The 17,823-nt window shown below is 66.7% G+C and carries 12 protein-coding genes; 3 read left to right on the forward strand and 9 right to left on the reverse strand.

The window, feature by feature from the left end; all coding sequences use genetic code 11:
- Positions 1-9 precede the first annotated feature (9 nt).
- On the forward strand, positions 10-1,758 hold the full coding sequence (gene glgX / locus ASG37_RS05235) for a glycogen debranching protein GlgX (protein ID WP_055756685.1): 1,749 nt from the start codon (positions 10-12) through the stop codon (positions 1,756-1,758).
- 160 nt (positions 1,759-1,918) lie between these two features.
- Here the strand turns inward: glgX and ASG37_RS05240 are convergent, their stop codons facing one another.
- From ASG37_RS05240 to ASG37_RS05265, 6 genes are read right to left on the reverse strand one after another with little or no spacing between them, the layout of a single operon-like run.
- Positions 1,919-3,415 (reverse strand): MFS transporter, encoded by a 1,497-nt coding sequence (locus ASG37_RS05240; protein WP_055756687.1) that lies wholly within the window; start codon positions 3,413-3,415, stop codon positions 1,919-1,921.
- A 4-nt stretch (positions 3,416-3,419) separates the two neighbouring features.
- Positions 3,420-5,465 carry a glycoside hydrolase family 97 protein gene (locus tag ASG37_RS05245; RefSeq protein WP_082448414.1) on the reverse strand — a complete coding sequence of 682 codons (2,046 nt, stop codon included), beginning with the start codon at positions 5,463-5,465 and terminating at the stop codon, positions 3,420-3,422.
- 25 nt (positions 5,466-5,490) lie between these two features.
- Positions 5,491-7,113: an alpha-glucosidase gene (locus ASG37_RS05250; protein WP_055756691.1), complete on the reverse strand. Its 1,623-nt coding sequence runs from the start codon at positions 7,111-7,113 to the stop codon at positions 5,491-5,493.
- Positions 7,110-8,897: an alpha-amylase family glycosyl hydrolase gene (locus tag ASG37_RS05255; RefSeq protein ID WP_055756693.1), complete on the reverse strand. Its 1,788-nt coding sequence runs from the start codon at positions 8,895-8,897 to the stop codon at positions 7,110-7,112. Before ASG37_RS05255 ends, ASG37_RS05250 begins: the two co-directional genes overlap by 4 nt.
- Positions 8,894-10,411, reverse strand: a complete 1,518-nt coding sequence (locus ASG37_RS05260) for a tryptophan halogenase family protein (protein ID WP_055756695.1) — start codon at positions 10,409-10,411, stop codon at positions 8,894-8,896. The genes ASG37_RS05255 and ASG37_RS05260 overlap by 4 nt, the downstream gene beginning before the upstream one ends.
- Before the next feature lie 56 nt (positions 10,412-10,467).
- Positions 10,468-13,215 (reverse strand): TonB-dependent receptor, encoded by a 2,748-nt coding sequence (locus tag ASG37_RS05265; protein WP_055756698.1) that lies wholly within the window; start codon positions 13,213-13,215, stop codon positions 10,468-10,470.
- A gap of 176 nt (positions 13,216-13,391) precedes the next feature.
- On the opposite strand from ASG37_RS05265, the gene ASG37_RS05270 reads away from it, so the two are divergent.
- Together ASG37_RS05270 and ASG37_RS05275 are read left to right on the forward strand one after the other, a co-directional pair.
- Complete coding sequence (locus ASG37_RS05270; RefSeq protein WP_055756700.1) at positions 13,392-14,414, forward strand: LacI family DNA-binding transcriptional regulator; 1,023 nt, start codon at positions 13,392-13,394, stop codon at positions 14,412-14,414.
- Positions 14,415-14,571: 157 nt separating this feature from the next.
- Positions 14,572-14,940, forward strand: a complete 369-nt coding sequence (locus ASG37_RS05275) for a MerC domain-containing protein (RefSeq protein ID WP_055756703.1) — start codon at positions 14,572-14,574, stop codon at positions 14,938-14,940.
- A 21-nt stretch (positions 14,941-14,961) separates the two neighbouring features.
- Here the strand turns inward: ASG37_RS05275 and ASG37_RS05280 are convergent, their stop codons facing one another.
- From ASG37_RS05280 to ASG37_RS05290, 3 genes are read right to left on the reverse strand one after another with little or no spacing between them, the layout of a single operon-like run.
- Positions 14,962-15,852 (reverse strand): SMP-30/gluconolactonase/LRE family protein, encoded by an 891-nt coding sequence (locus ASG37_RS05280; protein ID WP_055756705.1) that lies wholly within the window; start codon positions 15,850-15,852, stop codon positions 14,962-14,964.
- A gap of 1 nt (position 15,853) precedes the next feature.
- Positions 15,854-16,648, reverse strand: coding sequence for an SDR family NAD(P)-dependent oxidoreductase (locus tag ASG37_RS05285; RefSeq protein WP_055756707.1), 795 nt, complete (start codon positions 16,646-16,648; stop codon positions 15,854-15,856).
- A 23-nt stretch (positions 16,649-16,671) separates the two neighbouring features.
- Positions 16,672-17,811 carry a fumarylacetoacetate hydrolase family protein gene (locus tag ASG37_RS05290; protein WP_055756709.1) on the reverse strand — a complete coding sequence of 380 codons (1,140 nt, stop codon included), beginning with the start codon at positions 17,809-17,811 and terminating at the stop codon, positions 16,672-16,674.
- Between the last annotated feature and the right edge of the window lie 12 nt (positions 17,812-17,823).

Genomic DNA, 17,823 nt, shown 5'->3' on the forward strand with positions numbered 1-17,823 from the left:
GCAAGTCCGATGCCCGGCGGCACCGCCTTCGCGGTGCGCGCGCGGCGGGCCGATGCGGTGTGGCTGTGCCTGTTCGACGGCGACAACGAACGCCGCGTCGCGATGACACGCGACGGCGACTGGTTCGTGGCCGAGGTGCCGGGCGTCGGGCCGGGGCAGCGCTATGGCTATCGCGCCGAGGGCAAATGGGCACCCGATCGCGGACTATGGCATGATCCGGCCAAGCTGCTGGTCGATCCCTATGCGGTCGAACTCGATCGCCGGTTCCGGTGGGATGCGGCGCTTGCCGGTTTTGGCGCGGAGACGGGGCATCTGGTGCCGCGTGCGATCGTGCCATCCCCCCTGCCCGCCGCGATTCCCGATCCGGTGCCGATCGATCCGGCGGGGCTGATCTACGAAGTCAACGTGCGCGGCTTCACGATGCTGCACCCCGACATTCCCGAACCGCAGCGCGGGACGATCGCCGCGCTCGCCCATCCGGCGATCGTCGCGCATCTGCGGCGGATCGGCGTCACCGCGATCGAGCTGATGCCGATCGTCGCGTGGATCGACGAGCGGCATCTCGCCCCGCTCGGGCTGAGCAATGCGTGGGGCTACAACCCGGTCGTGCCGATGGCGATCGATCCGGGGCTGGCCCCCGGCGGCATCGCCGAACTGCGCGACACCATCACCGCGCTGCACGACGCGGGGATCGCGGTAATCCTCGACCTCGTGTTCAATCACACTGGCGAGAGCGACGCGGAGGGACCGGTCCTGTCGCTGCGCGGGCTGGATGATCGCAGCTATGCCCATGCGCCGGATGGCAGCCTCATCAACGATACCGGCACCGGCAACACGCTCGACGCGGGCGACGTGGGGGTGCGCGATCTGATCGTCGCGTCGCTGTGGCACTTCGCGTGCGCCGGCGTCGACGGGTTCCGCTTCGATCTGGCGCCGGTGCTCGCGCGCTCGCCGGGGTTCGATGCGCAGGCACCGATCTTCGCCGCGATCGCCGCCGATCCGTTATTGGCCACGCGGCAGATGATTGCCGAGCCATGGGACATCGGCCCGGGCGGCTATCAGCTCGGCAATTTCCCGTCGGACTGGCTGGAATGGAACGATCGCTACCGCGACGACGTGCGCCGCTTCTGGCGTGACGATGGCGGCGCGGGGGCATTGGCGACGCGGCTGATGGGTTCGAGCGACATATTCGGATCGCCGACCCGCAGCGTCAATTTCCTGGCGGCGCATGACGGGTTCACGCTCGCCGACCTCGTGTCGCATGTCGATCGGCACAACCATGCCAATGGCGAGGACAATCGCGACGGACACGGCGAAAACCTGTCGTGGAACCATGGCGTCGAGGGGCCGAGCGACGAACCTTCAGTGCGGGCGGCACGCGACGCCGATCTGCGCGCGCTGCTGGCGACGTTGTTCGCGACGCGCGGGCATATCCAGTTGACCGCCGGCGACGAGTTCGGCCGGACGCAGCGCGGCAACAACAACGGCTATGCGCAGGACAATGCGATTTCCTGGGTCGACTGGGCCGGACGCGACACGGCGCTGGAGGCGTTCGTGGCGGACTGCGCGGCATGGCGACGGGCACGGCCGGCAGTGGTCGACCGCACGGTGCCCGATGTTGCGGAATGGCGGACGCTCGATGGGCGGGCGATGACGGCAGAAGCTTGGGAAGCTTATGACTGTCCCGGTTTCGAGCTGCATCTGGACGGGGCGGTGGTTCGGGTCGATCGTTCGGCGCGGCGGGTCATGCTCGAGTAGAAGAAGGCTGGTTCACGCAGAGGCGCGGAGGCGCGGAGAAGGTTCGAACGCGGCAGCGTCTCTTCCTGCTACGCGGCGTCGAGAGACAGCGCCATTCGGCGCGACACGATCGTGAGCCGCAACCCCTCTGCGCCTCCGCGCCTCCGCGCGAACCAACCTTCTACTTCGCCTGCACCCGAACCCGCAGCATCGCCACCGCCGCCAACGCCATCACCGCCGCCGCGATCAGCATCGTATAGGCCGGCTGCCCCGGGAACCATGTCTTGATGACACCGCCCATCACCGTGGCGACGATCAACTGCGGCAGCACGATGAAGAAGTTGAAGATACCCATATAGACGCCCAGCTTGCGCTGCGGCAGCGCATCGGCGAGCAGTACATAGGGCATGGTCAGCACCGATGCCCACGCGATGCCGATCCCGATCATCGGCACGATCATCCCCAGCCGGTCGTGCGTCGCGAAGATGCCGACGAACGCCGCCGCCCCGATCGCGAGACACAGCAGATGCGTCCGCGCAGCGCCGATCGCCTTCGCCAGCACCGGCAGCGCGAAGGCCGCCAGCGCCGCGACGCCCGAGTAGATCGCGAACAGCACGCCGACCCAGCTTCCCGCCTGATTATAGCCGTCCGCCGCCGGATCGATCGTTCCCCACACCTGCTGCGCGACGACCGGCGTGGTATAGACCCACAGCAGGATCAGCGCGCCCCACGTAAAGAACTGCACCCATGCCAGCCGCCGCATCGTATCGGGCATGGTGATGAGGTCGCCGACGATATGGCTCAGCACATTGTCGCCACGCCCGCCGCGGATCAGCGCGGCGGACACCAGTTGCGCCACGCCATAGAGCGCCACGCCGCCCGCGACGAAATAGGCCTCGCGCCCGCTGTCGAGCGCACCGCCACGCTCCGCCCATGCGATCAGCAGCGCGACGACGGCACCGCCGACGATCCACCACAGGCCATGCCGCGGCATCGCCGGCGGCGTGCTGTCCTCGACCGCGCTCGACGCCTCGCCGAACGCCGCCAGTTCCTCGGGGCTGTATTCGCGCACCGTAATGACGGTCCACAGCACGGCGAGGAGCAACATCGCCCCGCCGAAGTAGAAGCCATAGCGGACCGCATCGGGCACCTTGCCGGCGGGCGCGCTGTTGCTGACGCCGAAGACATTCTCCAGCACGAACGGCGCGATACTGGCGACGACCGCGCCCGCGCCGATGAACCATGTCTGGAACGCATAGCCCGCCGGCCGCTGCTTTGAGGGCAGCATGTCGCCGACGAAGGCGCGGAACGGCTCCATCGACACGTTGAGCGAGGCGTCGAGAATCCACAGCGTGATCGCCGCCGCAAGGATCGACGGCGAATTGGGCATGAAGAACAGCGCGCAGGTACACAGGATCGCGCCGACCAGAAAATAGGGCCGCCTGCGCCCCAGCGGCCCCCACGTCCGGTCCGAATAATGACCGATCAGCGGCTGGACCAGCAACCCGGTCAGCGGCGCGGCGATCCACATCAGCCCCAACTGGTCGAGCGGCGTGCCGAGCGACTGGAAGATGCGGCTGGCGTTCGCATTCTGCAATGCGAAGCCGATCTGGATGCCGAAGAAGCCGAACGAGATGTTCCAGAGCTTGGCGAAGCCGAGCGTGGGGCGGGTGTGCATTGCCTTACCTGCGCTTGCCCGGCGCGACGAAGCGGATCGCCTCGCCGCCGCCGGGGGCCAGCGCGATCGTCAGCGTGTCGCCCTTCTTCACCTGCCGCTGTTCGATCGTGATCGAATGGCGGGCGTCGGTACGGTAATCGGCGCCGGGTCCGTCGCGATAGATTTCGGCGGTATAGGTCTTGCCCGCGTCGAGGAAGTCGAGCGTCACCGTCGAGCTGCGCGCTTCCTCGTCACCGACCGCACCAAGATACCAGTCGTTGCTGCCCGCCGCCTTGCGCGCGATCGTCGCATAATCGCCGACCTCGCCGTTCAGCACGCGGGTGTCGGACCAGTCGGTCGGCACGTCGCGGATGAACTTGAAGGCGGCGGGATAGCGCGCGTAATTCTCCGGCGTGTCGGCGGCCATTACTACCGGCGAATAGAGTACGACATACAGCGCCAGTTGCTTGGCGATCGTCGACTTGATCGCGCTGCCGTTGCTGCCGGTCAGGCTCAGCACGCCCGGCGTGAAGTCCATCGGCCCGCCCAGAAACTGGGTGAACACCATGTTCGCCTCATGCTCGGGCGGGTTCTTGCCGCCTTCCCATGCGTTATATTCCATGCCGCGCCCGCCCTCGCGGCTCATCCAATTGGGATAGGTACGACGCAGCCCCGTGTCCTTGACCGGCTCGTGGCTGTCGATCGACACGCGGTAGCGCGCGGCGGCGTCAAGGACGCGCTGGTGGTGGTTCACCATCCACTGGCCCTCGTGCCATTCGCGATGCTTCGATCCATCGGCGTCGACCCGCTCGATCTGGCCGGCGTCGGTGACATAGCCGGTCTTGACCACCCGCTCGCCATGATCGGCCGCCCATTTGAACGCGCTGTCGAGCTGTGCGTCGTAATGGCTGACCGATCCGCCGGTTTCATGATGACCGATCAGCCGCACGCCCTTCGACCGGGCATAAGCGGCCAGCGTTGCCGCGTCGAAATCCTCGGTCGGCTGGCTGAAGTTCATGTCGTTGCCGTTGCCCAGCCAGTCGCCGTCCCAGCCGATATTCCACCCTTCGACCAGCACGCCGGCAATGCCATTGGCGGCGGCGAAATCGATATAGCGGCGGACGTTGGCGGTGGTCGCACCGTGCTTCGGCCCGCGCGCCCAGCTCCAGTCGCCCTTGATCATGTTCCACCATACGCCGACGAACTTGCCCGGCTGAATCCACGACGCGGTATCGCCCAGCTTGTTCGGCTCGTTCAGGTTCAGCCCGATCCGGCTGGCCGCATAGAGGCCGGCGGCATCGTCGGCGATGGCGATGGTGCGCCACGGCGTCGAGAAGCCGGCAGCACGCGTCACTTTGGGGCCGTTCGATCCGGGCGTCAGCACCGCGCGGAACGTCGTCCCCTCGGCGCGCGCGAGGTTCATCGCCGAATAATCGGTCAGCGCCGCCTCGTGGATCGCGACGTGGCGGCCGCTGGCCAGCTTGACCGTCATCACCGTCTGCGCGGTGCCGACCGCGTCGAGCGGGGTCTTGTTGTAGAGATATTCCTCGCGATTCCACTCGAACGCCGGCTTCCACCATGCGGTGCCCGGTTCGGCGAAGGCGAACTGCGTCAGTTCGTCGGCGATGTTGGCGGTGGTGAGGTTCGCCTGCTTGGGCAGCGTGTAGCGAAACCCGACGCCGTCGTCGAACAGGCGGAACGTCACCGCCATCTCACGCTTCAGGTTCTTCGCCTCGCGGAACGTCACCGTCAGTTCGGTGTGGTTGTCGCGGATGGTCTTCCACTCGCCGAACGGCTGGGTCCACGTCGCATCTGACCGGTCGCGCTTCGTGGTCGCCAGCACCAGCCCGCGCTCGATCTTCGGCGCGTCGGTGAACAGGAAACCCAGCCGGCTGTCGTTCAGCACCGGCTTGCCGCCCTTGGCGACGGCATAGCTCGGCCGCCCTTCATTATCGAGGCTGATCGCTACCGTCAGCGACCCGTCGGGCGATGTGGCCCGCGCCACCACTTCGGCAAAGGCGGGCGAGGCGAAGGCGGTCATGCCCATCAGCCCCAGCGCCAGTTTCATCATCCGCATGACCAAATCGCTCCGTATGTCAGGACAGCAGCGCGATACGCGCCGCATAGGGGCCGAGCGCGTCGTCGCCGACCTCGCCCAGCGTTTCGACGATGCGCGCCGCCGGTTCGGGGGCGAACGCCTGCACCGCATTGGTAAGGTTGAAGCTGCACCGGACCCGTTCGCCGTCGAGCGCGCGCTCGAAGGTGAGGATAGCGTCCGACGCCTCGATAATCGTCATCGCCCCCGATCGCAGTGCCGGATGGGCATTGCGCAGCGCGATCACCCGGCGGGTGAAGTGGAGCAGCGACTGCGGATCGCTCTCCTGCGCGTCGACCGCCAGCGCACGATGCGCCTCGCCGGTCGGCAGCCACGGCTTGGCCACGCCGAAGCCCAAATTCTCGGCATCGGCGGCCCATGGCATCGGCGTGCGCGCGCCGTCGCGCGACAGGGTGAGCGGCCAGTTGGCGATCGCCTCGGGATCCTGCAGATCCTCGAACGCGATGTCGACCTGCGGCAACCCCAGTTCCTCACCGTTATAAAGGAAGATATTGCCGCGCAGGCAGGCGAGCAGCAGCATCTTCAACCGCCCGAACGCCGCCGGATCGGCGCCCTGCGGCATCCAGCGCGAGATGGCGCGCGGCGCGTCGTGGTTCTCGAACGCCCAGCTCGGCCACGGATCGCCCTCGCCCCAGCTATCGAGCGCGTCGCGCATCACGCGCGGGGTGAAGCCCGGCGCATAGAGGAAGTCGAAACCATAGGCGGTGTTGAGCTTGTCGCCGCCGCCGCAGAACAGCTTCATCTCCCGCTCCGCATCGTCGCCGCCGATCTCGGCCACGGTGAAACGGTCGCCGTCATAGCCGTCGAGCACCGCGCGCACCCGTTGGAGGAACGCCGGAATATCAGGATGGCTCTGGTTGTAGAGCTTGCGCTGGAAATCGAACGGGCGGGTACGGGTCTTGCCGTTGCTGGGCATCGGCGGATTGTCGCGCAATTCCGGGTCGTGCATCGCGAAGTTGATCGCATCGAGCCGGAAACCGTCGACCCCGCGATCCAGCCAGAAGCGCGCGATATCGAGCAGCGCTTCCTGCAAATCGGGATTGTGGCCATGGAGTTGCGGCTGTTCCTTCAGGAAATTGTGAAGATAATATTGCCCGCGCCGCGCATCCCATGTCCATGCCGGGCCGCCGAACACCGATTGCCAGTTGCTCGGCGGCGAACCGTCGGGCTTGGCATCGGCCCAGACATACCAGTCGGCCTTGAGATTGGTCCGGCTCGACCGGCTCTCGACGAACCATGGATGTTCGTCGCTGGTATGCGACCAGACCTGATCGATGATGATCCGCAAGCCCAGCGCATGGGCGCGTGCGATCAGCGCGTCGAAATCGGCCAGCGTGCCGAAGATCGGATCGACATCGCAATAATTCGCAACGTCATAGCCGAAGTCCTTCATCGGTGAGGTGAAGAACGGCGACAGCCAGATCGCATCGACGCCGAGCGACGCCACGTGGTCAAGATGCGCGGTGATCCCGGCGAGATCGCCGATTCCGTCGCCATTGCTGTCGGCGAAACTGCGCGGATAGATCTGGTAGATAGTCGCGCCGTGCCACCATGGGCGGGCGGCGGCCGGTTCGGGCAGGATCGATCGGGCGGCGTCGGTCATTTGTCAGTCTCCGCGGCACATACCGCATAGCCAAGGGCGGGAAGGGTCAGGCGGATCGCGCCGGGCGCGGTCACGCTGCCGCATTCGCCCGCCAATGCCCGAAACCGGATGGAAGCGGTATCGATCTGTACGTTGCGGGTGATCGGTGCGTCCGACGTGTTGAACGCCAGCAGCACCTCGCCGCCGCTCGTCGGATCGAACCGCGAGATCGCGAGCAGCCCCGCCTTTTCCTCGCGCGCGCGCAGCACCTGCCGGCCGCGAGTCAGCGCCGGGGTCGACGTCCGCAGCTTCGCGAGTGCGGCGATCTGGCGATACAGCGGATGACCGGGCGTGAAGTTCGTCGTGGCGGTGGTCGCGCTGGTCCCGACCAGCTTGTTGTCATTGTACGACGCGACCTGCGACGCGAACATGTCCTCGCGCGCGTCCTGATCGTTGCCGTCGCCGACGAACCCCTGTTCGTCGCCCGAATAGATCGTCGGCACGCCACGCAAGCTCAGCAGCATCGCGTTGGACAGCATCACGCGCGACAGGATTTCGGCATCACTCGCCTGCGGAAACGCCTTGCGAACCACCATGGCGAACCGGCCGTCGTCATGGTTGCCAGTGAAGGTTGGCAACTGGCGCGCGGTGTCGAATCCCTTGGCATAAAGCGGATCACCGGCGAACAGCGTCTCGAACGCATCGGTGCCCATCGTCCCCGCAACGGTTTGCACCACCGCTTCCCGGAACGCGAAGTCGAGGACCGCCGGGAACCGGTCGACCACCGTATGCTGTGCCAGCGACCCCGAATCGACCGAATGGCGCGATACTTCGCCAAAGATGTGGAAGTTCGGAATGCCGCGTGCCGCCGCGCGGGCCTGGATCGCGGGTACGAACGCCTGCCAGAATTCGGGGTTGACGTGCCGCGCGGTATCGATGCGGAAACCGTCGATGCCGAACCGGTCGATCCATCCGCCGAAGATGTCGATCATCCCCGCCACCACGCGCGGATGTTCGGTCATCAGATCGTCCAGCCCGACGAAATCGCCCATGGTCGAGCTTTCGTTGCGATAGGTCGTGTCGCCGCGATTATGATACAGCATCACGTCGTTCAGCCACGCCGGCACCTTGACCGACCGTTCGCCCGCCGGGACGAACGGGGTATAGGCGAATGACGGATCGGTGAGCTTCGCGAAATTCTCCGCCGTCTGGACGCCGTCGCCCGCAAAGCCGCGATTTTTGCCGCTGGCGGCATAGGGATAGTCGGCCCGGCTGCGATAGACGCATTCGGTCTTGCCCACGCATTCGCGATACTGGATCACGTCGGCGGTATGGTTGGCGATGATGTCCATATAGACCTTCATGCCCATCGCATGCGCGGTATCGACCAGCGTCTTGAAGTCGGCATCGGTGCCGAGATGCGGGTCGACGCGGGTGAAGTCCGTCACCCAGTATCCGTGATAGCCCGCCGACTCCTGTCCGGGGCCGCCCTGCACCGGCTTGTTCTTGAAAATGGGGCCGACCCAGATCGCGGTCGCGCCCAGTTCCTTGATATAGGGCAGGCGCGCGGTCAGGCCTTTCAGGTCGCCGCCATGGTAAAACCCCTTCGACGTCGGGTCATAGCCCGTCACCATCCGGTCGCCGCTCAACCCGCCGCGATCATTCGCACGGTCGCCATTCTCGAACCGGTCGGGCAGAACGAAATAGATCACCTCATCCTCGGGAAGCCGCTGGCGCACCTCCTGCGCGGTAGCGGGAAGCGCGGCCACACCGGCCAGCAGGGACAGGAACAGGGTTCGGATCACGCGGCAACCTTTGCTTGCGGCGCCGGGCAATGGGCGCGGAGGAACTCGTCATGCGTCGCCATGCGGGCGACGATCGACTCGACATGGGTGGCGGACAGCGACAGGAATTCGGGCAGTCGTGCCGTCGGCAGCGAACGGACCAGCGGATGATGGCCCTGCGGCATCACCCCCTGCCCGATCAGCAGTTGCAGCCACGCGACCTCGGCGAACAATTCATGCTCGTCGCGCAGGATGCGGCCCGATCCGCGGAACAGCTCGATCCGCTCGGCAAGGCTGTCGGGCAGCGGCGTCGCCCGCCGGTCGCGCCAGAACGGCTCGTCGCGGCCGTTCAGCACATAATGGGCGATCAGGAAGTCGCGCACCGCCAGCCATTCGCGCTCCGACTGGCGATTGAATGCGGCGATGTCGGCGGCGCGTGCCGGCGCGCTCGGCCACAGCGCCAGCAACCGGGCGATGCCCGACTGGACGAGATGGATCGAGGTCGACTCGAGCGGTTCGAGAAACCCCGCCGCCAGCCCCAGCGCGACACAGTTGCCGATCCACGGCGACCGCCTGCGCCCCGTCGTGAAGCGCAACGGCCGGGGATCGCCCGACGCCGCACCGTCGAGGTTGCCGAGCAGCGTCGCCAGCGCCGCGTCGTCGGATAGATAGTCGCTGGCATAGACCAGCCCGTTGCCGGTCCTGCCTTGGAGCGGAATGCGCCATTGCCATCCCGCCGCACGCGCGGTGGCGCGGGTATAGGGGGTGATCGGCGCGGTCGCGGCGCACGGCACCGCCAGCGCGCGGTCGCACGGCAACAGCGACGACCAGTCGTCCCACGCGCTGCCCGGCATCCGCCCGATCAGCAGCGCGGCGAAGCCCGAACAGTCGATAAAGAAATCGGCGGCGATCCGCCGTCCGTCGGCCAGCATGACGGCGGCGATCGTATCGCCGCCCGACAGCGCGACATCGACGACGCGCCCCTCGACCCGGGTGACGCCGCCCCGTTCGGCCAGCGCGCGCAGATAGGCGGCATAGCGCGCCGCATCGAAATGATAGGCCCAAGCCAGCCCGCTCGGTGCCTGCGCGCTGCCGGGATCGCGCCCGAAGCGGTCGGCGCGGGCGGCGGCGGCGCAGGCGCTGTGCCGCCACAGCGACGCCGGATCGCCCGCGCCGCCGGCGGCCAGCCAGTAATGATGGAACGGCACCAGCCCGAGCGCACGCCCGATCGTACCGAACGCATGGAGATAGCGGCTGCCCTCCCCGTTCCATCCGGCGAATTCGATGCCTAGCTTGAAGCTGCCGCCGGTCCGGGCGACGAAATCATCCTCGTCGATGCCGATATTCTGGTTGAAGAGCCGCAGTTGCGGGATCGTCGCCTCACCCACCCCGACCGTGCCGATCGCGTCGGATTCGATCAGCGTCACCGCGACGCCCGGCGGCAGGAAGCGGGCCAGCGCCGCCGCCGTCATCCAGCCGGCCGATCCGCCACCGACGATCGCGACCGTTGCTATCGCCTGTTGCCCGATCGTCATCGCCGCCTCCCTTGGTGATTGCCCCGCCCGCTTGTCCGGACGCGCGGGGCGATCGATCAGAACCGGAAGGATGCCCCGGCAAGGAAGCGCCGACCATAGGTCTGATAGTCGATGATCGCGAGATCGTAGGACGGATCGGCGGTGGCGAAGCGTTCGTTGGTCAGGTTCTGGCCCTGCACGAACACCGACAATCCTTCGAGCGCGGTGCCCTTCTGGAAGTCATAGCCGATCTGCGCGTCGAGGATCGTTTCGTCCAATGCGCGGCGACGCTGGCGGTTGCCGCCGAAGCCCGACAGTTCGCCGACGAAGGTCGAACGATACCGCGCCGATCCGCGCGCGCTGAACCCCCATTTCTCGAAATAGGCGGTGCCGTTGATGACCCATTTCGAATAGCCGGGAATGTCCTCCGCCGCGCTTGTCGGGGTCGGGCGGATTTGCGTCTTGGTCCACGATCCGCCGCCGGTGACGCCAAAGCCGTCGAGCGCGCCGATGATGGTGCCGAGCGGCAGGGTGGTCGCCAGTTCGACGCCATAGATGCTGCCGCCCTCGCCGTTGATCGGCACGTCGGACCGGCCGAGCGTGGGCGTTCCGGCGGGCGTGCCGGTCGGCGTCGGGAACCCGCCGAAGTCGAACGGGATCGTCTGGTTATAGACGAATGATTTCAGGTCCTTGTAAAAGCCCTGCACCGCGATGTAGCCCGCGCGGCCGAAATATTTCTCGACCGTCAAGTCGAACGAGTTCGACCGAATCGGGCGAAGATAGGGGTTGCCGCCACCGCCGGTGATGATCCGTTCGGCCACGTTATAGCCATAGCCCTGCGACACGCGCATATCGTCAAGCCGGGGGCGCTGCACCTGCCGCGCGGCACCGGCGCGGAACACCCAGTCACCCGGCGTCCGCAGCGACAGGTTCAGGCTCGGCAGCACGTCCCAGTAATCGGTCCCGCGAATGGTCGGCAGCAGCGCGCCGTTGGCCGCGACGAGGCCCGAGGACTTTTGTTCGGTGGCCACCGCCTGCACGCCGAGATTGCCGGTCAGTTGCGACGCGCCGATCTCCTGATCGATGTCCGCTTGGGCGTACATCGTCATCAGGTCCTCGGCGATGCGGAACGCCTTGGCGGCGACGTCGGGGCTGATGTTGCGGCTGAGCGAATAGATGCCGCCACCGAGCAGGTCGCGCGGATCATAGCTGAGCATCGGCCCCAGCCCCAGATAATCGAGGCTGGTCGATTCCTTGCGATACTGGTCGGGCAGGCGCAACTGGCGCTGCCCGCCGGCCAGCACCAGCAGCGATTCGTTCGGGCTCAGCGACTTGTCGCGATCGGTGTAGTTGAGGCCGGCCTTCACCGCGCCGAAGAAGCCGTCGAGTTCCTTTTCGACCTCGAAACGGTACTGGGCGATGCGATCCTTGACCACGCGGTCGTTGAAATAGCCCGCCTGCAAATTGCTGCCGCCCCAGCCGAGCGGATCGGTGAGCAGGATCAGGTTGGGATCGGAATAGTTGAGCGTCGGCTGAAACCGGGTGCCGGTTTCGCCGCTGGTGAAGCGGATCGTGTCCTTCGCGCCGACATTCTGGCCATAGCCGGTGCCGGCATAGCTTTCGAGGATGATCTCCTCGCGGTCGGTCTTGGAATAGCTGGCGTCGAGCGTCGCGTTCCAGCCGTCGTCGCCGCGCCACGCCATGTTGTAGCCGAACGAATAGAGCTTGGCCTTGCGCTCGAACGCATCGTTGCGCACCACGCCCTCGACATTGCCGAACGTGCCCGAGGTGATGAACCCGTCGCTGTTGGCGGTCGTGTTGGTCAGCTTGACCGCCGTCAGGTTCGTCGGCGTGTTGTCGAGCCCGCCATAGCCCAGCGGCAGTTCGATGCCGCGCTTCAACTGGTCGTCGTTGAAATCCGAAAAGAAGCCGTCGAGCGTCACGGTCAGGTTCGGCACCGGCTTGTACTGGAGCGTGCCCGACAGGCCGAGGCGCTTGAGCCGGGTCGAGGTGACATAGGACTTCGATCCGCCGATCACGCCCTGCCCGTTGAAACCGGCATAGCCCCAGGCGTTGAACTCCTGGATCTGGTACGGCTCGTCGAGATAATTGCCCGACAGCGCGATGCCGATCGTCTCGTCGGCGAACTGGTCGATATAGGTGCCTGAGACGCGGTAGCCCTTGTCGCGCGATCCTTCGTTCAGCGCGCCCATATCGGCATAGGTGCCGCGCCCGCCGATCGAGATCGCGCGGCGGCCATATTCCAGCGGCCGGACGGTGCGCAGGTCGACCGTCCCCGACAGCCCCTGCCCGACGAGGTTCGCCTGACCGGTCTTGTAGACCAGCACCTGGCTCATGATTTCAGCCGGATACTGGTCATATTCGACCGCGCGATTGTCCCCGGTCGAGGTCTGTTCGCGGCCGTTGAGCAACGTGGTCGAAAAGTCGGGCGCGAAACCGCGGATCGAGATGGCGTTCGAACGGCCCGAGACGCGCTGCGAGGTCAGACCCGGCAGGCGCGCGATCGATTCGGCGATCGATGCGTCGGGCAGCTTGCCGATGTCCTCCGCCGAGATCGATTCGACGACGATGTCGCGGTTCTTCTTTTCGGCGACGGCATTCTCGAGGCTGGCGCGGAAGCCGGTGACGACGATGTCGGCGCCTTCGTCGGTCGCGTCGGTCTGCGTGGTATCGGGGTTGGGGGTGGTCGTCGCGGTCTGCGCGAAGGCAGCCGTCGCGCCGAACCATGCACCGGCGATCAACGCGCCCCGGCTGACGTTGCGTGCCAGCCTGGCGTACGCCGGCGCTTGCGACGAATACCGCATCTTTACTTCCCCTCCATGATCGCCTGATTCCCCGGCTCTTTCGTCCGGTTCGTCCGTACCCGTCCTTTGAAACCTCAGGCCATCAAAGGGAAGCGGATGACATACGTATTCAATCCACGCTTCCGCTCAGGGCGAACCGGGGGTAGACGGGGCCGGGATACGGGAGAGGATGCTTCATGGCGGTGGGCGACAAGCCGACCTCGTTCGACATCGCCGCGCTGGCCGGGGTGTCGCAACCGACGGTCAGCCGGGCGCTGCGCGGCGACCGGTCGGTCAGCGCCGCCACCCGCCTGCGGATCGAGGCGATCGCGCGCCAGTTGAACTACAAGGTCGACAAGAACGCCTCGGCGCTCCGACGTGGCAGCACCTCGACGCTGGCGCTGCTGTTCTTCGACGATCCGGCGCCGGATGGATCACGGATCAACCCGTTCTTCCTGTCGATGCTGGGATCGATCCTGCACACCTGCGGCGCGCGCGGCTATGATCTGCTGACCTCGTTCCAGCAATTGTCGGCCGACTGGCATGTCGATTACGAAGACAGCCGCAAGGCCGATGGGCTGATCCTGCTCGGCTATGGCGACTTCGACGATTATTCGCGACGGCTCGACCAGTTGGTGGCGCAGGGGACGCATTTCGTCCGCTGGGGATCACCCGATCCGGCGCATCCGGGCAGCGTGGTCGGCTGCGACAATATCGCCGGCGGGCGCGATGCCGGCGCGCATCTGCTGGCGCGGGGCCGCCGGCGGATCGCCTTCCTCGGCGATGCGTCGAGCCAATATCCCGAATCGCGCGATCGCTACCGGGGGCTGGCCTCGGCGCTGCGCGAGGCGGGACTGGCGATCGATCCGGGGCTTCAGGTGGATGCGCTGTCGAGCGAGGCATCGGGCTATGACGCGGCCCGGCGGCTGATCGCACGCGACATCACCTTCGATGCGATCTTCGCCGCATCGGACATGATCGCGCTGGGCGCGGTCCGCGCGCTGGGCGAAGCGGGGCGCACCGTGCCGGGCGACGTCGCGATCGTCGGCTTCGACGACATCCCCGCCGCCAGCCTTGCCCAGCCGCCGCTGACCACCATCCGCCAGGATTATGCGCGGGCGGGCGAACTGCTGGTCGACATGCTCATCCGCCGCGTCGCCCGGCGCGAAACCGAACCGGTGCTGCTGCGCCCTGATCTGGTCGTCCGCAAATCGAGCTAGAGCCGATCGCTCGTCAGCTATTCCCGGTTTTGTTCTTGACCGAAAAGGCCATCCGCATCGTCACCCCGGACTTGTTCCGGGGTGACGATGGGAGCGTGAACGTCGATCCCGCTCAAGCCCCTTGCGCCCAATGATACAAAGTATCATTTACGCCGACATGAACCATCGCCCGTTTCTCGACCGTGTCGCGGTCGGCACCTCGTTGCTGTGCCTCCTCCACTGCATCGGCCTGCCAATCCTGATCGCGCTGCTGCCCGCACTCGCCAGCGTCCTGCCGGTCGGCGAGGGGCTGCATGTCGTGCTGCTGCTCACCGCCCTGCCCGTCAGCGGCGTCGCGCTGGTCGGCGGCTACCGTGCGCATGGCCGGATCGTGCCCGTAGCGCTCGGCACGGTCGGGCTGGCGGCGCTGGCCGGTGGCGTGGCGCTCGCCAGCACGCCGGCGATCGAAACCGCCTGCACCGTCGCCGGCAGCCTCGCGCTGGCGGTGGCGCATATCGGCAACTGGCGCGGGCTGCGGACCGCCTGATCGGGTCCGCAGCGTGTCGCCTCAGATACCGACCGAAATCTCGGTCCCGCGCACGCCTGGCACGTCGACCGTGAAGCTGAACAGATTGCCGGCCAGCGGTTGCGCCGCCGCCTGATCGGCATCGTGATGCTTGTTGGCGGTCGTCGCGAACATCGTTTTGCGGTCCGGCCCGCCGAACGCAACCTTGGTGATCGCGTCGACCGGCATGGCGATCGTCTCGAGCAACTCGCCCTTGGGCGAATAGCGACGGATGCCCCACCCGGCGTAAAGACCGATCCAGACGCAGCCCTCCGCATCGACGCACGGACCGTCGGGATAGCCTTCCTCGTTCGGGATCGTCACGAACACCCGGCGATCGGTCAGCGACCCGTCGTCGGCGATGGTGCAGGCATAGACGATGCCGCCCAGCGTATCGACGTGATATAGCGTCCGGCCATCGGGGCACACCGCCGGACCGTTGGTGATCGAGACCTTCGGCGTGGATGCGACCGCCTTGCCATCGGCGCCGAGGCGATAAATCGCCCCGGTCGCGGCGCTCTCGCCATCGTCCATCGTGCCGAACCACAGCCGGCCGAACCGGTCGACCGTCGCGTCGTTCAGCCGGTTGGTCGGCAGCGAGGGTTCGGGATCGACCAGCAGCTCGAACCCGCCCGTTACCGGATCGAAGCGGTGCAGCCCGGTCTGCAATCCGGCGATGAACTTGCCGTCGACCGACGGCAGGACGAAACCGCACTGCGCCGGCGCGGCCCAGCTCCGCCGTTCGCCGCTTGCCGGATCGAACCGGTGGACGCGCGGCGTCTTGATGCAGCCGAACCACAGCGCCGCGTCACGATCGACCCAGATCGGCCCTTCGAGCAGCGGGGCATGCAGATCCCAGACGCTGACCGGTTCGCTGCGCTGTACCTTGCTCATCCTATCGCCATCCTGCATCCACGAAGAAACTGTGCCCGGTTATCAGCCGGGCATCGTCCGACGCAAGGAACAGGATCATCGCAGCAATGTCCCCGGCGACCAGCCGGCCGTTCAGGCATTGCGCCTTGACGATCTCCGCCTCACCCTCGGGCGTGTACCATTTGAGCTGGCGCGGGGTGCGGACGTTGCCGGGAATGACGCAGACCGAACGGATGCCGTCGCCGCCCAGTTCGCGCGCGAACGACCGGGTCAGCCCCTCGATCGCCGCCTTCGCGGTCTGGTACAGCGTCAGCTCCTCTAGCGCGAGGTGCCAACTGATCGACCCCATGTTGACGATCACACCCGCACCCTTGGCCTTCATGCCGGGGATCACCGCCTGCGCGGCGAAGAACAGGTGGCGCAGGTTCACGCCCATCCGGTTGTCCCAATAGGCCTCGTCGACCTGTTCGATCGTGTGGCGATCGTCGCTGGCGGCGTTGTTGACCAGCACGTCGAACTCGCCGCCCTCGGCGATGGCATCGGCGATCGCGGTCTTGAGCGCGGCAAGATCGGTCAGGTCGACGCGCTTGAACGCCGGAGTCGGCCCGGCCCCGGCCAGTTCCGCGATCAACGCGCGCGAATCCTCCTCGGCGATGTCGAAGAAGGTGACATGCGCGCCTTGCCGCACGAATCCTTCGACCACGCCTGCCCCGATCCCCGATCCGCCGCCGGTGATGAGCACGCGCTTGCCGCCAAGCGAGGGAAAGGATGCGCGGGCTTCGGGCGCGATCGGGTAGGCGAAATCGTCAGGCGACATGGAAGTTTCCAGCAAAGAGGGGGTCAGGCGGCGATCAGGCCACGGCGCGCAAGATTGCGCATCAGGTCGCGGATGCCGAAGCCCCACGGCGCGGCCACCTTCGACGTGGTAACGGTGTTGACCAGTTCGCCGAGCGACGGCGTGGAAATCCGCACCACGTCGCCGGGCTTGTGGGTGAAGCCGCGCCCCGGCTCGTCACGGTCCTGCACCGGCGCGAACAACGTGCCGAGGAACAGGACGAAACCGTCGGGATATTGATGCTCGGACAGCGCCTGGCGCACCAGGTCTTCGGGATCGCGGCTGATCTCGCGCATCGTGCTGGTGCCGGTCAGCACATAGCCCTCGGGACCGTCGATACGCAGGTCGACGACGGCGTCGCGCACCGTGTCCATCGTGAAATCGCCGTCGAACAGGCGGATGAACGGGCCGATGCCGGTCGAGGCGTTGTTGTCCTTCGCCTTGCCGAGCAGCAGCGCCGAGCGCCCCTCGAAATCGCGCAGGTTGACGTCGTTGCCCAGCGTCGCGCCGACCGACTTGCCGTCGCTGGTGGCGACGATCACGATCTCCGGCTCGGGGTTGTTCCATGACGAATCCGAACGGATGCCGACGTCCCCGCCCCAGCCGATCGTCGAGAGCACCGGTGCCTTGGTGAACACCTCCGCATCGGGGCCGATCGCGACCTCCAGATATTGCGACCACATGCCCGCCTCGATCAGCGCGGCCTTCAGTTCGGCCGCCTCGGCCGATCCCGGCTTTACCGAGCGGATGCCGCCGCCGATGCGCGCTTCCAGCTCGCCGCGAATGCCCTGCGCCGCATCGGCGTCGCCGCGCGCGCGTTCCTCGATCACCCGCTCCAGCGCGGAGACGGCGAAGGTGACGCCCGCCGCCTTCACGCACTGCAGGTCGATCGGCGACAGGATCGGCGGATGCTCGCCCGCCGGGTCGGCCAGCGCCGCCGTGTCGCACACCACCGGGCCATCGAGCGAAGCGACGTCGCTGCGCTCCAGCAGGTCGGCGACGGTCGCGGCGTGCGCCGACACGTCGATCACCTTACCCTGCTTCACGACGACCGGGGTCGGTCCGTCGGCCAGTTGCATCCGCCCGACGAGCAGCGCCTGGTCATGATCGGCCGGCAGCATCCGCGCGGCATGTTCGGTCTTCATGGTCGTGCTTCC

It is taken from the genome of Sphingomonas sp. Leaf407, assembly GCF_001425385.1.
GTDB lineage: Bacteria > Pseudomonadota > Alphaproteobacteria > Sphingomonadales > Sphingomonadaceae > Sphingomonas.